At 35.7% G+C, this 17,624-nt stretch carries 17 protein-coding genes; all 17 read left to right on the top strand.

What is annotated here, in order from left to right; genetic code table 11:
• Positions 1 to 10: 10 nt before the first annotated feature.
• The 17 genes from AO058_RS12695 (at position 11) to AO058_RS12610 (ending at position 17,623) form a co-directional block, all read left to right on the top strand.
• A complete protein-coding gene (locus AO058_RS12695; RefSeq protein ID WP_075327969.1) occupies positions 11 to 1,543 on the top strand; it encodes an HAL/PAL/TAL family ammonia-lyase in 1,533 nt (510 codons plus the stop codon).
• 366 nt (positions 1,544 to 1,909) lie between these two features.
• Positions 1,910 to 2,641 carry a 3-oxoacyl-ACP reductase FabG gene (fabG, locus tag AO058_RS12685; RefSeq protein WP_075326917.1) on the top strand — a complete coding sequence of 244 codons (732 nt, stop codon included), beginning with the start codon at positions 1,910 to 1,912 and terminating at the stop codon, positions 2,639 to 2,641.
• Between the two features lie 3 nt (positions 2,642 to 2,644).
• Positions 2,645 to 3,523, top strand: coding sequence for an LpxL/LpxP family acyltransferase (locus AO058_RS12680; RefSeq protein ID WP_075326916.1), 879 nt, complete (start codon positions 2,645 to 2,647; stop codon positions 3,521 to 3,523).
• A gap of 12 nt (positions 3,524 to 3,535) precedes the next feature.
• Positions 3,536 to 3,985 carry a hypothetical protein gene (locus AO058_RS12675; RefSeq protein ID WP_075326915.1) on the top strand — a complete coding sequence of 150 codons (450 nt, stop codon included), beginning with the start codon at positions 3,536 to 3,538 and terminating at the stop codon, positions 3,983 to 3,985.
• Position 3,986: 1 nt separating this feature from the next.
• On the top strand, positions 3,987 to 4,406 hold the full coding sequence (locus AO058_RS12670) for an acyl-CoA thioesterase (protein ID WP_075326914.1): 420 nt from the start codon (positions 3,987 to 3,989) through the stop codon (positions 4,404 to 4,406).
• Positions 4,406 to 5,548, top strand: a complete 1,143-nt coding sequence (locus AO058_RS12665; RefSeq protein ID WP_075327968.1) for a beta-ketoacyl synthase N-terminal-like domain-containing protein — start codon at positions 4,406 to 4,408, stop codon at positions 5,546 to 5,548. Before AO058_RS12670 ends, AO058_RS12665 begins: the two co-directional genes overlap by 1 nt.
• Before the next feature lies 1 nt (position 5,549).
• Positions 5,550 to 6,170 carry a hypothetical protein gene (locus AO058_RS12660; RefSeq protein WP_075326913.1) on the top strand — a complete coding sequence of 207 codons (621 nt, stop codon included), beginning with the start codon at positions 5,550 to 5,552 and terminating at the stop codon, positions 6,168 to 6,170.
• Positions 6,145 to 6,402: a phosphopantetheine-binding protein gene (locus AO058_RS12655; RefSeq protein WP_075326912.1), complete on the top strand. Its 258-nt coding sequence runs from the start codon at positions 6,145 to 6,147 to the stop codon at positions 6,400 to 6,402. The genes AO058_RS12660 and AO058_RS12655 overlap by 26 nt, the downstream gene beginning before the upstream one ends.
• 3 nt (positions 6,403 to 6,405) lie before the next feature.
• The gene (locus AO058_RS12650) at positions 6,406 to 7,596 is read left to right on the top strand and encodes a beta-ketoacyl-[acyl-carrier-protein] synthase family protein (protein ID WP_075326911.1); all 1,191 of its coding nucleotides are present in this window, start codon (positions 6,406 to 6,408) and stop codon (positions 7,594 to 7,596) included.
• Positions 7,586 to 8,650, top strand: a complete 1,065-nt coding sequence (locus AO058_RS12645) for a beta-ketoacyl synthase chain length factor (RefSeq protein WP_075326910.1) — start codon at positions 7,586 to 7,588, stop codon at positions 8,648 to 8,650. Before AO058_RS12650 ends, AO058_RS12645 begins: the two co-directional genes overlap by 11 nt.
• The gene (locus AO058_RS12640; RefSeq protein ID WP_075326909.1) at positions 8,640 to 9,410 is read left to right on the top strand and encodes a polysaccharide deacetylase family protein; all 771 of its coding nucleotides are present in this window, start codon (positions 8,640 to 8,642) and stop codon (positions 9,408 to 9,410) included. Before AO058_RS12645 ends, AO058_RS12640 begins: the two co-directional genes overlap by 11 nt.
• Positions 9,397 to 10,017, top strand: coding sequence for a LolA family protein (locus tag AO058_RS12635; RefSeq protein WP_075326908.1), 621 nt, complete (start codon positions 9,397 to 9,399; stop codon positions 10,015 to 10,017). The genes AO058_RS12640 and AO058_RS12635 overlap by 14 nt, the downstream gene beginning before the upstream one ends.
• 70 nt (positions 10,018 to 10,087) lie before the next feature.
• Positions 10,088 to 10,459, top strand: a complete 372-nt coding sequence (locus tag AO058_RS12630; protein ID WP_075326907.1) for a hydroxymyristoyl-ACP dehydratase — start codon at positions 10,088 to 10,090, stop codon at positions 10,457 to 10,459.
• A gap of 60 nt (positions 10,460 to 10,519) precedes the next feature.
• The gene (locus AO058_RS12625) at positions 10,520 to 11,719 is read left to right on the top strand and encodes a DUF2062 domain-containing protein (RefSeq protein ID WP_075326906.1); all 1,200 of its coding nucleotides are present in this window, start codon (positions 10,520 to 10,522) and stop codon (positions 11,717 to 11,719) included.
• Positions 11,720 to 14,695, top strand: a complete 2,976-nt coding sequence (locus AO058_RS18390; protein ID WP_075326905.1) for an MMPL family transporter — start codon at positions 11,720 to 11,722, stop codon at positions 14,693 to 14,695.
• Positions 14,696 to 16,366: a C45 family autoproteolytic acyltransferase/hydolase gene (locus tag AO058_RS18385; protein WP_075326904.1), complete on the top strand. Its 1,671-nt coding sequence runs from the start codon at positions 14,696 to 14,698 to the stop codon at positions 16,364 to 16,366.
• Entirely contained in the window at positions 16,367 to 17,623 is a 1,257-nt protein-coding gene (locus tag AO058_RS12610) for a phenylacetate--CoA ligase family protein (protein ID WP_075326903.1), read from the top strand.
• Position 17,624 lies beyond the last annotated feature (1 nt).

Raw genomic sequence — 17,624 nt, 5'->3', positions numbered from 1 at the left:
AATGCGGCCTATGCTCCAAATTAATGATGCCCTTAGCCTGGAAGATTTTTACAAGGTTTTGTTTGAAAATGCTGAAATTCAGTCGTCTTCACAAAACCTATCCAAAATTGAAGCCAGTTTTGAGTTTCTAAAAAATTTTTCTCAAAATAAGGTAATTTATGGCGTAAACACGGGTTTTGGCCCAATGGCGCAGTATAAGATAAAAGATAAGGACCGTATACAACTTCAGTATAACTTAATTAGAAGTCACGCTTCAGGTGCCGGTAAACCTATGGAACCGCTGTATGTAAAAGCGCTGATGCTTGCACGTTTAAATACGCTTTCCCTTGGGAAATCTGGCATACACAAATCTGTTGTTGAAGTTATGCAGCAGCTTATCAATAAAAATATTACCCCATTAATTTTTGAACACGGTGGAGTAGGAGCTTCGGGAGATTTGGTGCAATTAGCGCATTTAGCGCTGGTTTTAATTGGAGAAGGAGAAGTTTTTTATAAAAATGAACGTCGTGAAACTAAAGAGGTTTTTGCTGAAGAAAATATTCAACCTATAAAAATTGAAATCAGGGAAGGCCTGGCTTTAATGAATGGTACTTCGGCAATGACGGGCATTGGGATTGTAAATATAATTTACGCCAAATGCCTGCTCAACTGGTCGGTTTTTTGTTCTTCGGCTATTAATGAAATCGTTCAGGCTTACGACGATCATTTATCTGAAGAGTTAAACACCGCTAAAAAACATATAGGCCAGCAAAAGATCGCTGAAAAAATGCGAAATCATTTAAAAGACAGTAAACTTACACGAGACCGTAATGAGCATTTATATAATGATACGGCCGATAAAAACACGTATTTTAAAGAAAAAGTACAGGAATATTATAGTTTGCGCTGCGTGCCACAAATTTTAGGTCCGGTTTACGACACCATAGAACAAACCACCAAAATCCTTATTGAAGAAGTAAATTCTGCCAACGATAATCCTATTATAGATGTGGAAAACGAGCACGTGTATCACGGCGGAAATTTCCACGGAGATTATGTGGCCCTGGAAATGGATAAATTAAAATTGGTGGTTACAAAACTATCAATGCTGGCCGAGCGTCAACTTAATTATTTACTGAATAATAAACTTAACGATATTTTACCGCCATTCGTAAATCTTGGGAAACTTGGATTGAATTTTGGATTGCAGGGCGTGCAATTTACCGCGGTTTCTACAACTGCCGAGAATCAAACTTTAGCTAACCCAATGTATATTCACAGTATTCCAAACAATAATGATAACCAGGATATCGTGAGTATGGGCACTAATGCAGCGAATATTACAAAAACGGTTATAGATAATACTTTTGAAGTACTTTCGGTAGAAATTATTACTATTGTGCAGGCTTTGCGGTACCTGGATTTTGATGAAAAACTATCAAAAAAAACCCGGGAGATTTTTAAGGAAATGAATAAAATTATCCCTGAAATAAAAGAGGATTTCCCATTTTATAAAACCAACGCCGAATTAAAAGATTATCTAAAAAATAGCGCGGTTTATTAACCCTGCGAGTTTTTTTAATCTCGGCAAGGTTTAAACTTTGCAGGATAAAATTTTGAATATCGTTAAATGTTGATAATGAAATATTCTAAATTGGATTATGATTTTGGAGTTTTTAAATCCTTTTTCGCAGAATATGTAGACCAAACCGCGAGATTCAGGATAGCCGATTTTTTCAATCGGTTATCCGCGGGGTTTTGTTCACGGTTTTTGGCTTTTTTGCCAAAAAATTCCTTGAAAAAGGTGTCTTTTTCTTTGCTTCGTTTCTTTTGGACGAGCAAAAGAAATGAAGGGCAGGTTAAACCAAAATTTCATTGATAAGATTTACCCAGAATTAAGAGTTATTAATTGTTTTAAATTTGAGATTAAATGAAATACGCCCTCATCACCGGTGCTTCTCGCGGAATTGGAAAAGCTATTGCTTTAAAAATAGCCCAGGAATTGCAGTATAATATTTTGCTGAATTTCCAATCCAATGCCGAAGCTGCGGAATCTACCAAAAAACTAATTGAAGCTGAAGGTGTAAAATGCGAATTACTAAAGTTTGACGTTGCAGATGCTGAAAAAACTTCTAAAGCGCTTGAAAATTTCACTAAAAATAATCCGGAAGCAGAAATTGAAATCATTGTAAATAATGCGGGGATTAACCGCGACGGACTTTTTATGTGGATGAAACCTGAAGACTGGCATTCGGTGATCAATACCAGTTTAAATGGTTTTTACAATGTCACTCAGCCACTAATCAAAGATATGCTGAAAAGGCGCTATGGTAGAATTATCAATATTGTTTCACTTTCAGGATTAAAAGGCAATGCGGGCCAGGTAAATTATTCGGCGGCAAAAGGAGCGGTGGTCGCTGCCACGAAGGCCCTGGCACAGGAAATAGGTAAAAGAAAAGTTACTGTAAATGCTGTAGCGCCCGGTTTTATCACTTCAGACATGACTGCCGATTTTGATGACAATGAACTTAAAAAATTGATTCCCTTAAATCGTTTTGGCGAAGCCGAGGAAGTAGCCGATTTGGTAAGTTTCCTGGCCTCTAAAAAGGCTTCCTATATTACCGGCGAAGTCATTAATATTAACGGCGGACTCTATTCATAAATTATGTCTAATTGGAAAGGACAATCGCGTGGTACCGTTCTGGGATTAAGGATCTACGTTTTTATAATTAAAACTTTCGGGCTTTATGCTTCTTATTTTGTCCTTCTTTTTGTAGCTCTTTACTTTATTTTCTTCGCTTTTAATTCTACTAAAAGTGTTTATTATTTATTTCGAAAAAGATTAGGTTTTTCAAAAATTAAAGCGGCTTTAAATGTTTATAAAAGCTATTTTACCTTTGGAAGAATTCAATTAGATCGCGTGGCTATAGCTTCTGGATTAAAACATAAATATAGCTTTGAGTTTGATGGGATTCAGAATATCCAAAACTTACTTCAACAGAAAAAAGGAGGAATTTTACTTACCGCTCACATTGGAAATTTTAATCTTGCAAAACATTTTTTTGATGAAACCAACAATCATCATATTGTAAACCTGGTGGTAACCGATTTAGAGCACGAGGAAATTAAAGACTACCTGGATTCGGTTACAGGGAAATCGGCTATAAAACTCATTGTTTTAAAAGAAGATCTTTCCCATATTTTTGAGATGAACCGTGCACTTCAAAACAACGAGCTCCTGGTTTTTGCCGCAGACCGGTATACCGAAAATGCTAAGACTTTTACTCAAGATTTTATGGGAAAACCAGTGAAATTTCCGCAGGGACCATTTAAATTAGCGGCCCGTAATGAAATTCCTGTATTATTTGTACATATTATGCGAGAGAAGAATTTTCATTATCATTTTTATGCCAGGCCTTATAATCCTGAGAATAATGATGCGAAAAATCTATTAAAAGCTTATCTTGAAAACCTGGAAATTATGCTAAAAAAGTATCCGCATCAATGGTATAATTATTACGATTACTGGAACGATTTCAGCTAAAAAAAACAGCTTATGGCAGAAAATTTACTCAAAGAACCAATTAGAGAATTAGACCGAATTCTGCAGTTAATTCCACAAAAACCTCCATTTGTTATGGTAGACAGTTTATTGGAATACACCGATAAGACCGGCACTACCGGGTTCACCATACCTATGGATAATATTTTGGTGGAAGATGCCATTTTTTCTGAACCGGGTCTTATTGAGCATATGGCCCAAAGTATGTCGCTTTGGCGTGGTTACGAAGGATTTTTAAGCGGACTGGATAAACCAAAAACCGGTTTTATTGGCGCTATTAAAGCTGTTGAAATCCTTGAACTTCCAAAAGCTGGAACTAAATTAGTCACGTACGTAGAAATCCTTCAGGAGTTTATGAATGTAACTTCGGTTGGTGCACGTACTTTTGATGAAGAAGGAAAGCTTTTAGCCACTTCAGAAATGAAAACTGTTACTGTAGATTAATATGCTGGAGAAATCCTTAACCACCATTACAAAATTAAGAGTCCGTTTTCACGAGTGTGATTCGTTGCAAATTGTATGGCACGGCAACTATCTAAAATATTTCGAAGAAGGTCGTGAAGATTTTGGCCGCGAACACGGTATTTCTTACTTAGATGCTCAAACTAAAGGTTTTTCCACACCAATTGTAAAATCTATTTGCGAACACAAATTGCCTTTAAAATATAGCGATTCGTTTCAGGTGGAAACCACTTTTATAAATTCTGAAGCTGCAAAAATAAATTTCAGTTATAAAATTTTTAAAGGGGAAGACCTGATTTGCACCGGAGAAACGCTACAGGTTTTTCTGGATGAAAACCGGAAATTGATATTAAATAATCCGCCGTTTTTCTTAGATTGGAAAAAGAAAATGAAGCTGCTTTAATGAAGAAACTCTACCTGTTAGAAGATGCGATTATTTCTCCATTGGGATTTTCTACCAAAGAAAATATCCAGGCCATTCGTGAGGGAAAGTCGGGTTTAAAATTTCAGAAACCAGAATTTACCGAAAACCAATTTTTTGCCGGAATTATTGATGAAACACTATTAAACCAGGTTTTTTCAAAAATTGGAGCTATTGAAAAGTTTACCAAACTGGAAAAAATGATCCTGCTGGCAGTAAAGCAGCTCCTGGACAAAAATAAAAACCTGGATTTAACAGAAACTGCGCTAATTCTTACAACCACCAAAGGAAACATAAACCTTTTAAAAGAACCTGGCGATTTTCCTGAAAGTCGTTTAAAATTAAGTAAATTGGGTAAAATTGTTGCTAATTTTTTCGGTTTTAAGCAAACACCCATAATTCTTTCCAACGCCTGTATTTCCGGAGGATTAGGCCTTGCAGTGGCAAGAAGGTTGGGGAATTCTGGAAAATTTACAAATGCCATAGTTGTTGGAGCGGATTTGGTGAGTGATTTTGTGATCTCGGGTTTTAATTCATTCCAGGCTTTAAGCACTGAAGCCTGCAAACCTTTTTCAAAAGAACGGGACGGGATTAGCCTTGGAGAAGCCGCAGCAGCTATCATGGTAAGTACTGAAAAGCCCGAGATTTCAAATGTTATCAGTTTGATTGGTGATGCTTCTGCGAATGATGCCAACCATATTTCGGGGCCTTCGCGGACCGGGGAGGGTTTATATATAAGCATTCAAAAAGCGCTAAAAGATGCATCAATTTCCGCAGAAAAAGTCGGGCTTTTATCGGCACACGGCACGGCTACGGTATATAATGATGAGATGGAAAGTATTGCATTTCATAGATCTGGTTTGCAGGAAGTGCCAATTCATAGCTTAAAAGGTTTTTATGGGCATACTTTGGGCGCTTCAGCTTTATTAGAAAGTATTATAACCAAACATTCGATGCTGAATAATGAATTAATTGCTTCTAAAAATTTCGGCGAATTGGGAGTTTCGAAGTCTTTAAATATTATTCAAAGTAATAAACACAAAGAAATCTATTATGCCCTAAAAACCGCGTCGGGATTTGGCGGATGTAACCTGGCTTTGGTTTTTAAAGCAGAAAAAGAATAAAATGTCAAATCAATTTTACATACAGGATTGGGTAAAGATTAAAAACGGTGAAATTTTTAATTCAGGAAAATTGATTTTTGAATCTACAGAAAAGGAACTTAATCTTTTTCTAAAGGAATGCTATGAATTTTTAGAAATAAAGTATCCTAAATTTCACAAAATGGACGGACTGTCAAAATTGGGAATTTTGGGTTCAGAAATTATTTTCAGAAAAAATAAACCCACAAAAGATACCGCCCTGGTAATCTCAAACAATGCTTCCAGCCTGGAAACCGATAAGCAATTTCAGGAAAGCACAAAAACTTTTGCGTCGCCTGCGTTGTTTGTTTATACACTTCCAAATATAGTTTTAGGCGAAATAAGCATTAAATATAAATTGCAAAGTGAAAATGCCTTTTTTATTTCAGAAGATTTTAATGCCGGCCTGCTAAAAGATTATTCAGAATCCCTGTTATCTTCAGAAAAAACTTCCAGGGTGCTTTGTGGTTGGTTAGACTTGCAAAATGGCGAATATGATGTATTTTTGTGCCTGGTTTCAAAGGAAAAAAACATTCCATTTTCTGAAGAAAGCCTCAAAAAATTATATTGCGCTGAAAATGACAAACCTACACACCGAACTTAAAGAAAGCATCATCGAGCAACTTAACCTGGAAGATATGGAACCTGCCGATATAAGCAACGACGAACCGCTTTTTGGCGATGGTCTTGGCCTGGATTCTATAGATGCATTGGAGCTTATTGTGCTTTTGGAAAAAGATTATGGGATAAAACTCACCGATCCAGCTCAGGGAAAAGAAATTTTTGTCTCCATAAACCAAATGGCTCAATTTATTGAAGAAAACCGAACTAAATAATTTATGAATAAAAGTGTTGCCGTTACCGGAATGGGGATTATCTCTGCGATTGGCAACAACACTGCGGCAAATTATAATTCTTTAATTTCAGGAAAGCACGGTATTTCTACTCCTGAAGTTCTAAAAACAATTTATAAGCATTTGCCTGTGGGGGAAATAAAAATTTCTAACGAAAGCATTGCTAAAAAATTAAACCTTCCGGAAAATCATAGTTATACACGGGCTGCTTTATTAGGAGCGTTGGCCGTGAAAGAAGCCATATTCCAGGCTAATCTTAAATTAGATGGAGATACTGGTTTTATTTCGGGCACCAGCGTTGGGGGAATGGATGCTACTGAAACCTATTTCAAAGATTTTTCAGAAGGGAAAACTGATAATAACCGATTTATTCGTGCGCAGCATCCCGGTTTTACTACGGAAAAGATCGCGGAGTATTTTGAAGTTAACGGGTTTGTAAGTACAATAAGTACCGCCTGTTCTTCTGGAGCTAATGCGATAATGCTGGGCGCTAGAATGATTAAAACCGGAAAGCTGAAACGGGTAATTGTTGGCGGAACAGACTGTCTCACAAAATTTACACTTAACGGATTTAACTCTTTAATGATTCTATCTAATGAACAATGCAAACCTTTTGATGAAAACCGTAAAGGATTAAATTTAGGCGAAGGCGCTGCCTATTTAGTTTTAGAAGCTGAAGAGGAAATTAATGGTAAACCGGTTTTAGGGCGAATTTCAGGATATGGTAATGCTAACGATGCATTTCACCAAACTGCGTCTTCAGAAAATGGGGAAGGAGCTTTTTTAGCTATGCAAAAAGCTTTAAAAACTGCGGGAATTCCTGTCGAAAAAATTAATTATATAAATGCCCACGGTACCGCAACCAAAAATAATGATAAGGCTGAAAGTGCAGCTCTGGAGAGAATTTTTAGCAATAAACTTCCAGATTTTAGTTCAACAAAAGCTTTTACCGGGCATACTTTAGCAGCAGCGGGAGCTTTGGAAGCGGTTTATAGCTTGTTAGCAATTCAAAATGAACAGGTATTTCCAAACCTTAATTTTTCTAATCCAATGCTAAATCCTGGGTTTATACCGGTGACTAATTTGAAGGAAAAACCTATAGATTACGTGTTATCAAACTCTTTTGGCTTCGGGGGAAATTGTACTTCTTTAATTTTTAGTGAAAATGGGATATAAGATCTATATAAATGGGATTGGGAGTATTTCTGCTCAGGAGGAAGATTTATTTTCCAGAGGATCTGCAACTATTTATCGGGAGAACATTTTTCCTGCAATTTCCCCAAATTATAAAGAATTTATAAAACCTATGGCTTTAAGGCGAATGTCTAAAGCCATAAAAATGGGAGTTACTTCAGCCAAAATTGCTTTAAAAGAAGCCAAAGTTGAAGTTCCCGGTGCAATTATTACCGGAACAGGCGAAGGCTGCAAACAGGATACCGAGAAATTCCTGGAAAATCTGCTCGATTTGGACGAGAAATTATTGACTCCAACTTCTTTTATCCAATCTACCCACAACACGATTGGGGGGCAAATAGCCTTAAATTTAGGATGTAAAAATTATAATGTGACTTACACCCAAAATTCGGTTTCCCTGGAAACTGCTTTGCTGGATGCCCAAATGCAGTTCAATGAAAATCCTGAAATTGGTTCAATATTAGCTGGAGGAGTAGATGAGATTTCAGAAAAAATCACTTCATTTCAAAAACTTGATGGTCAGTTAAAACTGAATCCCATTAAAAATCTTGATCTACTGAGGGAAGATTCTACTGGTACGATTACTTCAGAAGGTGCACATTTTTTTGTCCTTTCTAAAGAAAAGAAGGAAAATACTTATGCTGAATTTCAAAGTGTTTCTATAAAAAATGTGATTAAACCTGAAACTATTATTAATGAAATTGAAAATTTTCTGGCAAAAAACAACCTGAATAGTACAGCTATAGATGCAGTTATTTTAGGAAAAAATGGAGATAATAGGTACGATTATTTTTATAAAAATCTTCAAAGAAAATTGTTGAAAAATAAACCTCAGTTAGCTTATAAGCATCTTGTGGGCGACTTTGATACGGCGTCGGGATATGCAGTTTTTGTGGCTGCTAAAATTCTAAAAACTAGTAAGATTCCTGCAATTTTAAAGCTAAACAATGTTGATTGTAAAATCCCGAAACATATTCTTATTTACAATCAGTATCTTGGCAGGGATCACAGTTTAATGCTACTTAGTGCGGTTTAAAATTATAAATACGGTTATTATCTTTCTGCTTTGCGGAGCTTTGGTACTGACTTTCTTCGGTCTCACCTCATTTTGGTATGTCTTAACTTTTATTATTCTCTACCTGCTTTTTTTACTTACCGTCTCAACGAATGTTAGGTTCAATTTCTTTGTAAACTCTATTAGTGAAAATCGAAATATTATAAATAAACAAGTAGCGATAACTTTTGATGATGGCCCGGTGGAAAATACACTGGAAATTCTAAAGGTTTTAAAGAAATATGAGGTAAAAGCCGGGTTTTTCTGTATTGGAAAGCATATAGAAGCACAACCTGAAATTTTCAGAAAAATTATTGAAGAAAATCATTTGGTTGGCAATCATACATATAGTCATACCCGTAAAATGGGAGCTTTACCCGTTTCTACCCTGGTGCGTGAAATAGAAGAATGTAATAGAATTGCCGAAGAAACCGCCGGGATAAAAATGAATCTTTTTAGATCGCCTTTCGGAATTGTAAGTCCCAAAACGCAAAAAGCTCTTCAAAAAACAGGAATGCAATCTATAGGCTGGAGCATTAGGTCTTTTGATGCGGTACTTTCTTCAGAAGAAATTATTCTGAATAGAATTAAAAAAAGGCTTAAACCGGGAGCGGTAATCCTTTTGCACGATAATAATGCTAAAACCGTCAATATACTGGAACAGTTGTTGCTATTTTTGAAAAATAATCAATATGAGGTTGTAAGACCTGATAAATTATTGGAAATCAATGCGTATTCTTAATATTCTAATTTTATTTCTAAGTCTGAATTTAGCGGCACAGGAGGAGCTTTCTAAAGATGAAATATCTCAATTTCAGGAGGAAATGATGACTAAAGCTAACGAGCTCACCACTCTGGAAGCCGACTTTATACAAACCAAAAAGATTGAAATGATCACAGAAGAATCTGTGAGCCGCGGCAAACTTTATTATCAAAACCCTGAAAAATTAAAATGGGAATACGCAGAGCCACAAGATTATGTAATTCTTTTTGTAGAAGGTGAACTTCATATAAATGACGCAGGTGATAAAAGCGTGAGAAACACCGGCTCTAACAAGCTTTTTGATAAAATTGCCAAACTTATTACAGGAAGTGTTAACGGGAAATTGCTTCAGGATAATGAGAATTTTGATATTTCCTATAGTCGCGAAAACAATTTGATTGCTGCTTTAATAATTCCGAAGGATAAAAACTTAAAAGCAATGTTTGCTGAAATCCACTTATCCTTTAATGAAAAAAATATCGTTGAAAAAGTTGATTTGCGGGAAGAAGCAGGAGATATGACGACTATAGAGTTTAGTAATATTAAAATTAACCGCGAAATACCTGCTAGCCTTTTTGAACCATAAAATGTTTATGAAAGGTAAAATACCTGAATTTTTCTGTGTAATTTAGTAAGACAACAATACCAGCCAATACATGTTATTAAAGAATTTTTATTCAGTTTTAAATTCTTCCGAAGAAAACGGGAAGCAGCTTACCCAGATAAAAATTAATAAAGATCACGAGATTTACGAGGGCCATTTTCCAGGTAGGCCGGTAACTCCGGGTGTTATTTTAATGAATTTATTCAAAGAAGAAGCAGAGCGAAGGTGTGGATGTAAACTTCAGTTTAAAAAAGGTAATAACGTAAAATTTATGGCCGTGGTAGATCCAAATACCGATGCGGTTTTAAACCTTGAAACAGAAATTACAGAAGAGAATCAGGAAATAAAACTTAAAGGTATAGCTAAGAATTCTGAAGGTATTTCTTTGAAAATCAACTCTCTTTATAAAAAAGTTGAATCTTAAGCTTTTAGAAGTTTGTGCTTTACTTTTTAATTTTACTTTTGCAATTAAAGCCATTTTAATTTGAACCAAGAACCCATACACCAGTCCAGATTTGAAGCTTTAAATTGTTGTATCCTAATTCCTACATACAACAATGAAAAAAGCCTGGCCAGCGTTTTACAGGATCTATTGTTGTATACCTCTAATCTTTTGGTAGTAAATGATGGTTCTACCGATGCTACGGAAGAAATTCTGAAAGAATTTTCTCAAATAAATGTGCATCATTTTGAAGAAAACAGGGGGAAGGGAGAAGCTTTAAAACACGGATTTAAAATTGCGGAAAAAGTTGGTTACGAATATGCAATAACCATAGATTCAGACGGGCAGCATTATCCTGACGATCTGGATGTTTTTTTAAGTCATTTAGAGGAAAAAAGTCCCGATTCTGAAATTTTACTGGTTGGAGATCGCAATATGGGACAGGATGGAATTCCCGGAAAAAGTACCACCGGAAATAAATTTTCTAACTTCTGGTTTTTAGTGGTAACCGGTACTCAATTAACCGATACACAAAGTGGCTACCGACTTTATCCTTTAAGGGTAATAAACCAAATTAAGCTGTATACCAGTAAGTTTGAACTGGAGATTGAGATTATAGTAAAGGCCGCCTGGCGTAAAGTGAAGGTAAGAAACGTGCCTATTAAGGTTTTTTATGAAGAAAACCGCGTAACACACTTCCGGCCTTTTTGGGATATTACTAGGATAACATTACTGTATATATGGTTTGTTTTGGTGAGTTTTTTCTATATCCACCCCCGCGATACTTACCAGGATTTTAGAAAGAAAGGCTTTAAGCGTTTTTGGAAAGAAAATATAATTAAAAGTCAGGAACCTGCGCATAAAAAAGCTGCAGCGATTTCCCTGGGTGTATTTGTGGGAATTTTACCGTTCTGGGGCTTACATACTTTGCTTGTTTTTAGTTTAGCTGCAATGTTTAAGCTCAATAAAGTTGTAGCATTTCTATTCAGCAATATTAGTATTCCTCCGCTTATTCCTTTTATAATTTATGCGAGTTACCAGGCAGGATCTTTATTAACTGGCCGCGGATTTGCCTGGGAATTAAGACCGGAAGATTTTGATTCTACTGCCGATATTTTCCTTGGATTATGGCAGTATATAATTGGTAGTTTTGCACTGGCAGGAATTGCCGCTGTACTGCTTTGGATTGTGTTTTATTTCTTATTTTCGGTAAGAAACCAAAAACAGGTGGTAAAACCTTAAATGCACAATTTTTTCCTAAAGCTTTATTATTTTTTTAGAAGACAAAAGGCTGTTGGTTTTTTGTTACTGCTTCTCTTTGTGCTTGCCGGCGGATATTTCTCTTTTAAAATCCAACTGGAAGAAGATATCACCAAACTAATTCCTTCAGGGGAAAAGCAGGATGCTTTACGCAAGATTTTGGATAATACCGAGTTTTCAGATAAACTTATTATTACGATTTCTTCAGAAGATAAAAATCCGGAAGAACTTACTGCTTATGCCAATAAACTCACAGATTCTTTAGATAAAAAACTCCCGGAATATATTACCAAAATACAGGGAAAAATCCCGGAAGAAGGGATTTTGGAAGTTTATGATTTTGTTTATCAAAATCTACCATTATTTCTTAATTCAGAGGATTATGAAGAAATAAATGCCCGACTACGGGAAGACAGCATTCAGGAAAGATTGAAAAGCTCTTACAGAGACTTAATTTCCCCAACCGGATTTATAACAAAGCAATTTCTCTTTAAAGATCCACTTTCTTTAACCCACCTGGGATTAGAGAAATTACAGGAACTACAGGTAGACGACAATTTTAAGATTTACAATAATTACCTGGTGACCAAAGATGAAAAGCATTTGTTACTCTTTATCACACCTACATATCCGGCTTCTGAAACTAAAAATAATCAGGTTTTTATTGAGAGATTAGACAAAATTATTTCTGAATTAAATGGGAATTCAGAAGTAAAAGCTGAATATTTTGGAGGAGTTCTGTACGCCATTGCTAATGCAAAACAAATAAAAAGCGATATTCAGCTTACGCTTAGTATTGCTTTTTCTATTTTACTAATCCTCCTAATCCTATTTTACCGAAGATTTTACGTACCATTATTGCTTTTTCTTCCCAGTCTATTGGGCGCTTTTTCGGCAATTACTTTGCTATATTTTGTCAAAGGAAGTGTTTCAGCAATTTCTTTAGGAATAGGTGCGATTTTATTGGGAATAAGCCTCGATTATGCGTTGCATATACTCACCCATTTTAGAAATAATGCCGATGTAAGAATTCTATATAAAGAAGTGAGCAAACCTATTTTAATGAGCAGCTTTACTACTGCTATCGCATTTTTGTGTTTGCTTTTCCTGGAAAGTGAAGCTTTGAATGATTTGGGGATCTTTGCTGCTGTGAGTGTAATCACGGCTTCAGTATTTTCTTTAATTCTTATTCCGCAGTTTTATAAGCCGCCTAAAAACAAGCAGAAAGTTAAAAACAACTGGATAGATAAGCTCGCATCTCAGCGATTCTATAAAAATAAATTTTTAGTCGGATTTGTACTCTTGCTATTTCTCTGCGGATTATTTTTCTTCAGCAAAGTTGAGTTTAATGAAGATATTTCCCAACTTAATTTTGAGCCGGAAGACATACAGCAAACTGAAGAAAAAATTAAGCAGATTGCAGATGAAGCTGCTAATACCACTTATTTGGTTTCCTATGGGAACGATATAGAGGAGGCTCTTTCCAGAAATAACGAGCTTTACCGGGAACTTAAAAACCTGGAAAAAACAGGTGATATTAAGAGTTTTAGCAGTATTGGCGGGGTAGTCCTTTCTACCGATAAACAAACAGAAAGAATAGAGTACTGGGAAGAGTTTTGGACAGATTCTAAAAAGGAAAACCTAAAAAATACTCTTTTAAATGAATCTGCTGAACTTGGTTTTAAAGCAGAAAGTTTTAACCGATTTTACGAGCAATTGAATAAAGACTTTGACGGTATATTCCTGGACGATTACCGTGATGTTTCTACTCTTTATTTAGATGATTTTATAAATAATAATCCGGGTTTTTCCACGGTGACCAGTACGCTAAGTTTTGAAGAAAATAATCCTGAAATATTACAGGAACTGGAAGAAAAAGAGGGCATTATTGCTATAGACCGAAAGCAAATGAACGAGGATTTCCTTGGGGATTTAAAGAGCGAATTTAACCAACTTATTTTATTCTCTCTAATTGCTGTTTTTATTGTTTTACTCGTTTTTTACAGGAATTTGTTGCTTAGTTTACTTACTTTATTGCCCATTGCTATAACTTGGATCATCGCTTTAGGGATAATGGCCGTTTTAGGCATAGAATTCAACATCCTAAATATTATAATTTCAACATTTATTTTCGGGCTAGGGCTGGATTACAGTATTTTTATCACCAACGCCTGCTTAAAGGAATACGAGACAGGGAAACCTGCTTTAAAAACTTACCAGGCTTCCATTTTGCTTTCGGTAATTACTACTTTACTGGGCATAGGTGCTCTGGTTTTAGCCAAACATCCTGCTCTCCAATCGGTTTCTGTGGTTTCTGTAATTGGAGTTCTAACCGCGGTTTTGGTGGCTTTTGTAATTCAAACAAAATTATTCGATCTTTTATTTTTCCGAAGAAAATTGGTGCAGAAAGCTCCTTTTAGCTTCTATGCTCTGTTTAAAAAATCAGGGAATAAAGAGCAACTTTACTTAAAAAATGCTGTTTTGGGAAATTACAGGTATAAATCTGTGTATCCATTTGCTAAAAAGGAATTTACCCAAAATCGCGAACGATTTTTAAAAGTTTCCGAATTTATAGATTCGAAGGAGAAAATTTTTATGTTGAATTCCTCTTACGGGATTCTCCCTGTATTTTTAAGTCTGAAAAATCCTGAAAATAAATTCTTTGTTTTAGATATAAATAAAGAAAATAGAAAAATTTCCAAAAACACTGCTCAAAGTAATGCTGAGAATATTACTTTTCGCAAATCCTGGCCAGAAGATTTAAAGGAATATCCAGTTTATCTAATTAGTGAAAAACCTTCAGAAGAAATCGCTTCGGTATTAAAAGAAAATATTTCCCGGAACGCTAAACAAGTGATTATTTTAACTTCAGAATACGAGAACCGGTGGCTTATCGATTTAAATTTTGAGATTATTTATCGACAAAATAATATCCTGGTTTTAAAAAGAATGGATTAAATGAAGTTACTTTTTATTAAAATATCTATTGTTTTTGGGATTTTGTTCCTCTTAAATTCCTGCGGAGTAAAACGTTCCATGGAGGACCGGCCAGATATTACCGGAATAGAAAAAATAGATACTTCCAGAACCAAGATAAGCGACAATCATTATCGTTTAGGGAAGAATTCCCTTTATAAAAATAAACACGGAATTTGGGAGCTTTATATTGAAGGCAACGCGCTGGAACGTGGCGTAACTAGCGGAAGCCTAACCCGGGAGTTGATGCATAAACAAGAAACTGCCTTTATGGAGAATATCTATGAGTTGGTTCCTGAAACCGGTTACCGAAATTTCTTAAAGAAAACAGTCGCCTGGTTTAACCGAAAAATGTACCTGCACGTCCCCGAAGAATATAAACAGGAAATTTACGGCACCTCTCTTTTTGGATTGGAAAAGTACAATGATTTTGCCCCGGCTTATGTGCGTATGCTCTATTTCCATGGAGCACACGATATAGGTCACGCGTTGCAGGATTTGATGTTGGTAGGCTGTACTTCTTTTGCCGCCTGGGACGATAAAACTGAAGACGGACAATTACTACTTGGGCGGAACTTCGATTTCTATGCGGGAGATGAGTTTGCGGAAGAAAAGATTGCAGCCTTTGTTAATCCCGATAAAGGGCATAAGTTTATGATGTACACCTGGGCCGGGATGATTGGTTCTGTGAGTGGTTTGAATGAAAAGGGAATAAGTGTAACCATAAATGCTGGAAAAAGTAAAATTCCGTTGCAGGCCAAAACTCCAATTAGTTTGGTTGCCCGTGAAATTCTTCAATATGCAACTTCAACTACCGAAGCCATAGAGATCGCTAAAAAGCGTGAAGTTTTTGTTTCGGAATCTATTATGGTGGGGAGCGCAAAAGAAGGTAGGGCGATCTTAATTGAAGTAGCTCCGGGAAATTTTGGAGTTTTTGAAGTTGAAAATTCTAATAAATTAATTTGCAGCAATCATTTTCAAAGTGAAGCTTATGCGGAAGATAACCGAAACTTAAAAACCATTGAGGAAAGCCATACTCAGTATAGATTTGATAGAATGCAGGAGTTACTTTCTGAAAAAGAGAAATTAAACCCTCAAAAAGCTGCTGAAATATTAAGGAACAAAGAAGGTTTAGAAGGTGTTAAGCTGGGAACGGGAAATGAAATGGCTATTAATCAATTGCTTGCCCACCACGGCATTATTTTTAAACCTGAAGAAAATAAGGTTTGGATATCTGCGAATCCTTATCAATTGGGTGCTTTTGTGGCTTACGACCTTGATACTGCATTTAAAAAGTTTGAAGCTGGAAATGTTTCTGGCAGTGTTATGCTTGCTGAAGAAAACATTGCAGAAGATCTTTTTGTAAATACTGAAGCTTATAAAGATTACGAGAAATACAGAAAATTAAATGGGAAAATCATTGAAGCCATTTCTAAAGAACAAGAAGTTTCAGAAGATAAAATTAAGCGTTTAAAGTATTTAAATCCTCATTTCTGGGAAGTTTATAAAATTGCCGGAGATTATTATTTTCAGCAAAAAGAATTTAAAAAAGCGGTGATCAATTATAAGCAGGCAAAAAGGAGGCAAGTAACCACTTTACCAGATGAAGAATACTTAGATAAAATGATAAAAAAATCTTACCGCAAAATCTAAATGACTAATTTCTACGATATAAATAAGAATGAGGAATTGCTAAAAATACAGCTAAGTTACGTTGTGGCAAATTCTCCATTTTATAAAAAGCGTTTTACAGATTGTAAAATTGATATTGAAGGAATTCCATCTTATGAGGAATTCAGAAAGATCCCGATTACTACTAAAGAAGATTTACAGCATTATAATCAAGAATTTATTGCGGTTCCTAAAGATGAAATTATAGATTATGTTACCACTTCAGGAACTTTAGGCAATCCCGTTAGTTTTGCCTTAAATGACGCCGATTTAGATCGGCTGGCAGAAAATGAACGTCAGTCTTTTGAAATGGTAGGAGTCAAGAAATCTAGCGTGGTGCAACTTACTACGACTTTAGATCGCAGATTTATGGCCGGGATGGCTTACTTTTTAGGATTACGAAAACTGGGAGCCGGGATTATAAGAACCGGCAGCGGTCTGCCCGGATTGCAGTGGGAATCTATAGAACGATTTCAACCTGGTTTTCTCGTCGCAGTTCCATCATTTTTGTTGAAAATGATCGATTTTGCCAGGCAAAATGGAATTGATTATAAAAGCTCTTCGATTAAAGCTACTGTTTGTATTGGCGAACCTTTGCGAAACCCAGATTTCAGTCTGAATTCTTTAGGACAAAAATTAAAGGATTTATGGGATATAGAATTATTTTCTACCTACGCCAGTACAGAAATGGGTACGGCTTTTACCGAGTGTGAATTCCACACCGGAAATCATAGCTTGCCCGATTTGATTTTTACTGAAGTTTTAGATGAAAATGCTGATGCTGTGAATCCTGGTGAAATTGGAGAATTAGTAGTCACTCCTTTGCAAACCCAAACAATGCCATTGGTGAGATTTGCCACCGGGGATATGGTGAAATTCTATGGTGAAAATTGTGAATGCGGTAGAAAGTCAATGAGAATTAGCACTCCTGTTGGGCGTAAAAAGCAAATGATAAAATTAAAAGGAACTACACTTTATCCGCAGCAAATCATCAATTTACTTACGGCTTTTCATTCCCTGAAAATCTTTGTTATTGAAGCAAGTTCAAATGAAAATCAAACGGATGAAATCCTGATAAGGATTCCGAATGATTTTACTGAAACTAGTAAGCTTCAGGAGCATTTACAATCTGGATTAAAAGTGAAGGTCACATTAGAAAAAACTTCCGTAGAAAAAATAGAAAAACTAAAATTTCCCAGAGAAAGTAGAAAACCAAAACTTTTCCACGATTTTCGATAAA

The organism is Salegentibacter sp. T436 (genome assembly GCF_001932675.1).
GTDB classification, from domain to species: Bacteria; Bacteroidota; Bacteroidia; order Flavobacteriales; family Flavobacteriaceae; genus Salegentibacter; species Salegentibacter agarivorans.
The sequence above is the reverse complement of the archived record's forward strand: the minus strand, read 5'-3'. Positions and strand labels throughout refer to the sequence as shown.

Coding starts and splice junctions, on each gene's coding strand:
- AO058_RS12695 (WP_075327969.1), top strand. CDS start 11: ATGCTCCAAATTAATGATGCCCTTAGCCTGGAAGATTTTTACAAGGTT.
- fabG (WP_075326917.1), top strand. CDS start 1,910: ATGAAATACGCCCTCATCACCGGTGCTTCTCGCGGAATTGGAAAAGCT.
- AO058_RS12680 (WP_075326916.1), top strand. CDS start 2,645: ATGTCTAATTGGAAAGGACAATCGCGTGGTACCGTTCTGGGATTAAGG.
- AO058_RS12675 (WP_075326915.1), top strand. CDS start 3,536: ATGGCAGAAAATTTACTCAAAGAACCAATTAGAGAATTAGACCGAATT.
- AO058_RS12670 (WP_075326914.1), top strand. CDS start 3,987: ATGCTGGAGAAATCCTTAACCACCATTACAAAATTAAGAGTCCGTTTT.
- AO058_RS12665 (WP_075327968.1), top strand. CDS start 4,406: ATGAAGAAACTCTACCTGTTAGAAGATGCGATTATTTCTCCATTGGGA.
- AO058_RS12660 (WP_075326913.1), top strand. CDS start 5,550: ATGTCAAATCAATTTTACATACAGGATTGGGTAAAGATTAAAAACGGT.
- AO058_RS12655 (WP_075326912.1), top strand. CDS start 6,145: ATGACAAACCTACACACCGAACTTAAAGAAAGCATCATCGAGCAACTT.
- AO058_RS12650 (WP_075326911.1), top strand. CDS start 6,406: ATGAATAAAAGTGTTGCCGTTACCGGAATGGGGATTATCTCTGCGATT.
- AO058_RS12645 (WP_075326910.1), top strand. CDS start 7,586: ATGGGATATAAGATCTATATAAATGGGATTGGGAGTATTTCTGCTCAG.
- AO058_RS12635 (WP_075326908.1), top strand. CDS start 9,397: ATGCGTATTCTTAATATTCTAATTTTATTTCTAAGTCTGAATTTAGCG.
- AO058_RS12630 (WP_075326907.1), top strand. CDS start 10,088: ATGTTATTAAAGAATTTTTATTCAGTTTTAAATTCTTCCGAAGAAAAC.
- AO058_RS18390 (WP_075326905.1), top strand. CDS start 11,720: ATGCACAATTTTTTCCTAAAGCTTTATTATTTTTTTAGAAGACAAAAG.
- AO058_RS18385 (WP_075326904.1), top strand. CDS start 14,696: ATGAAGTTACTTTTTATTAAAATATCTATTGTTTTTGGGATTTTGTTC.
- AO058_RS12610 (WP_075326903.1), top strand. CDS start 16,367: ATGACTAATTTCTACGATATAAATAAGAATGAGGAATTGCTAAAAATA.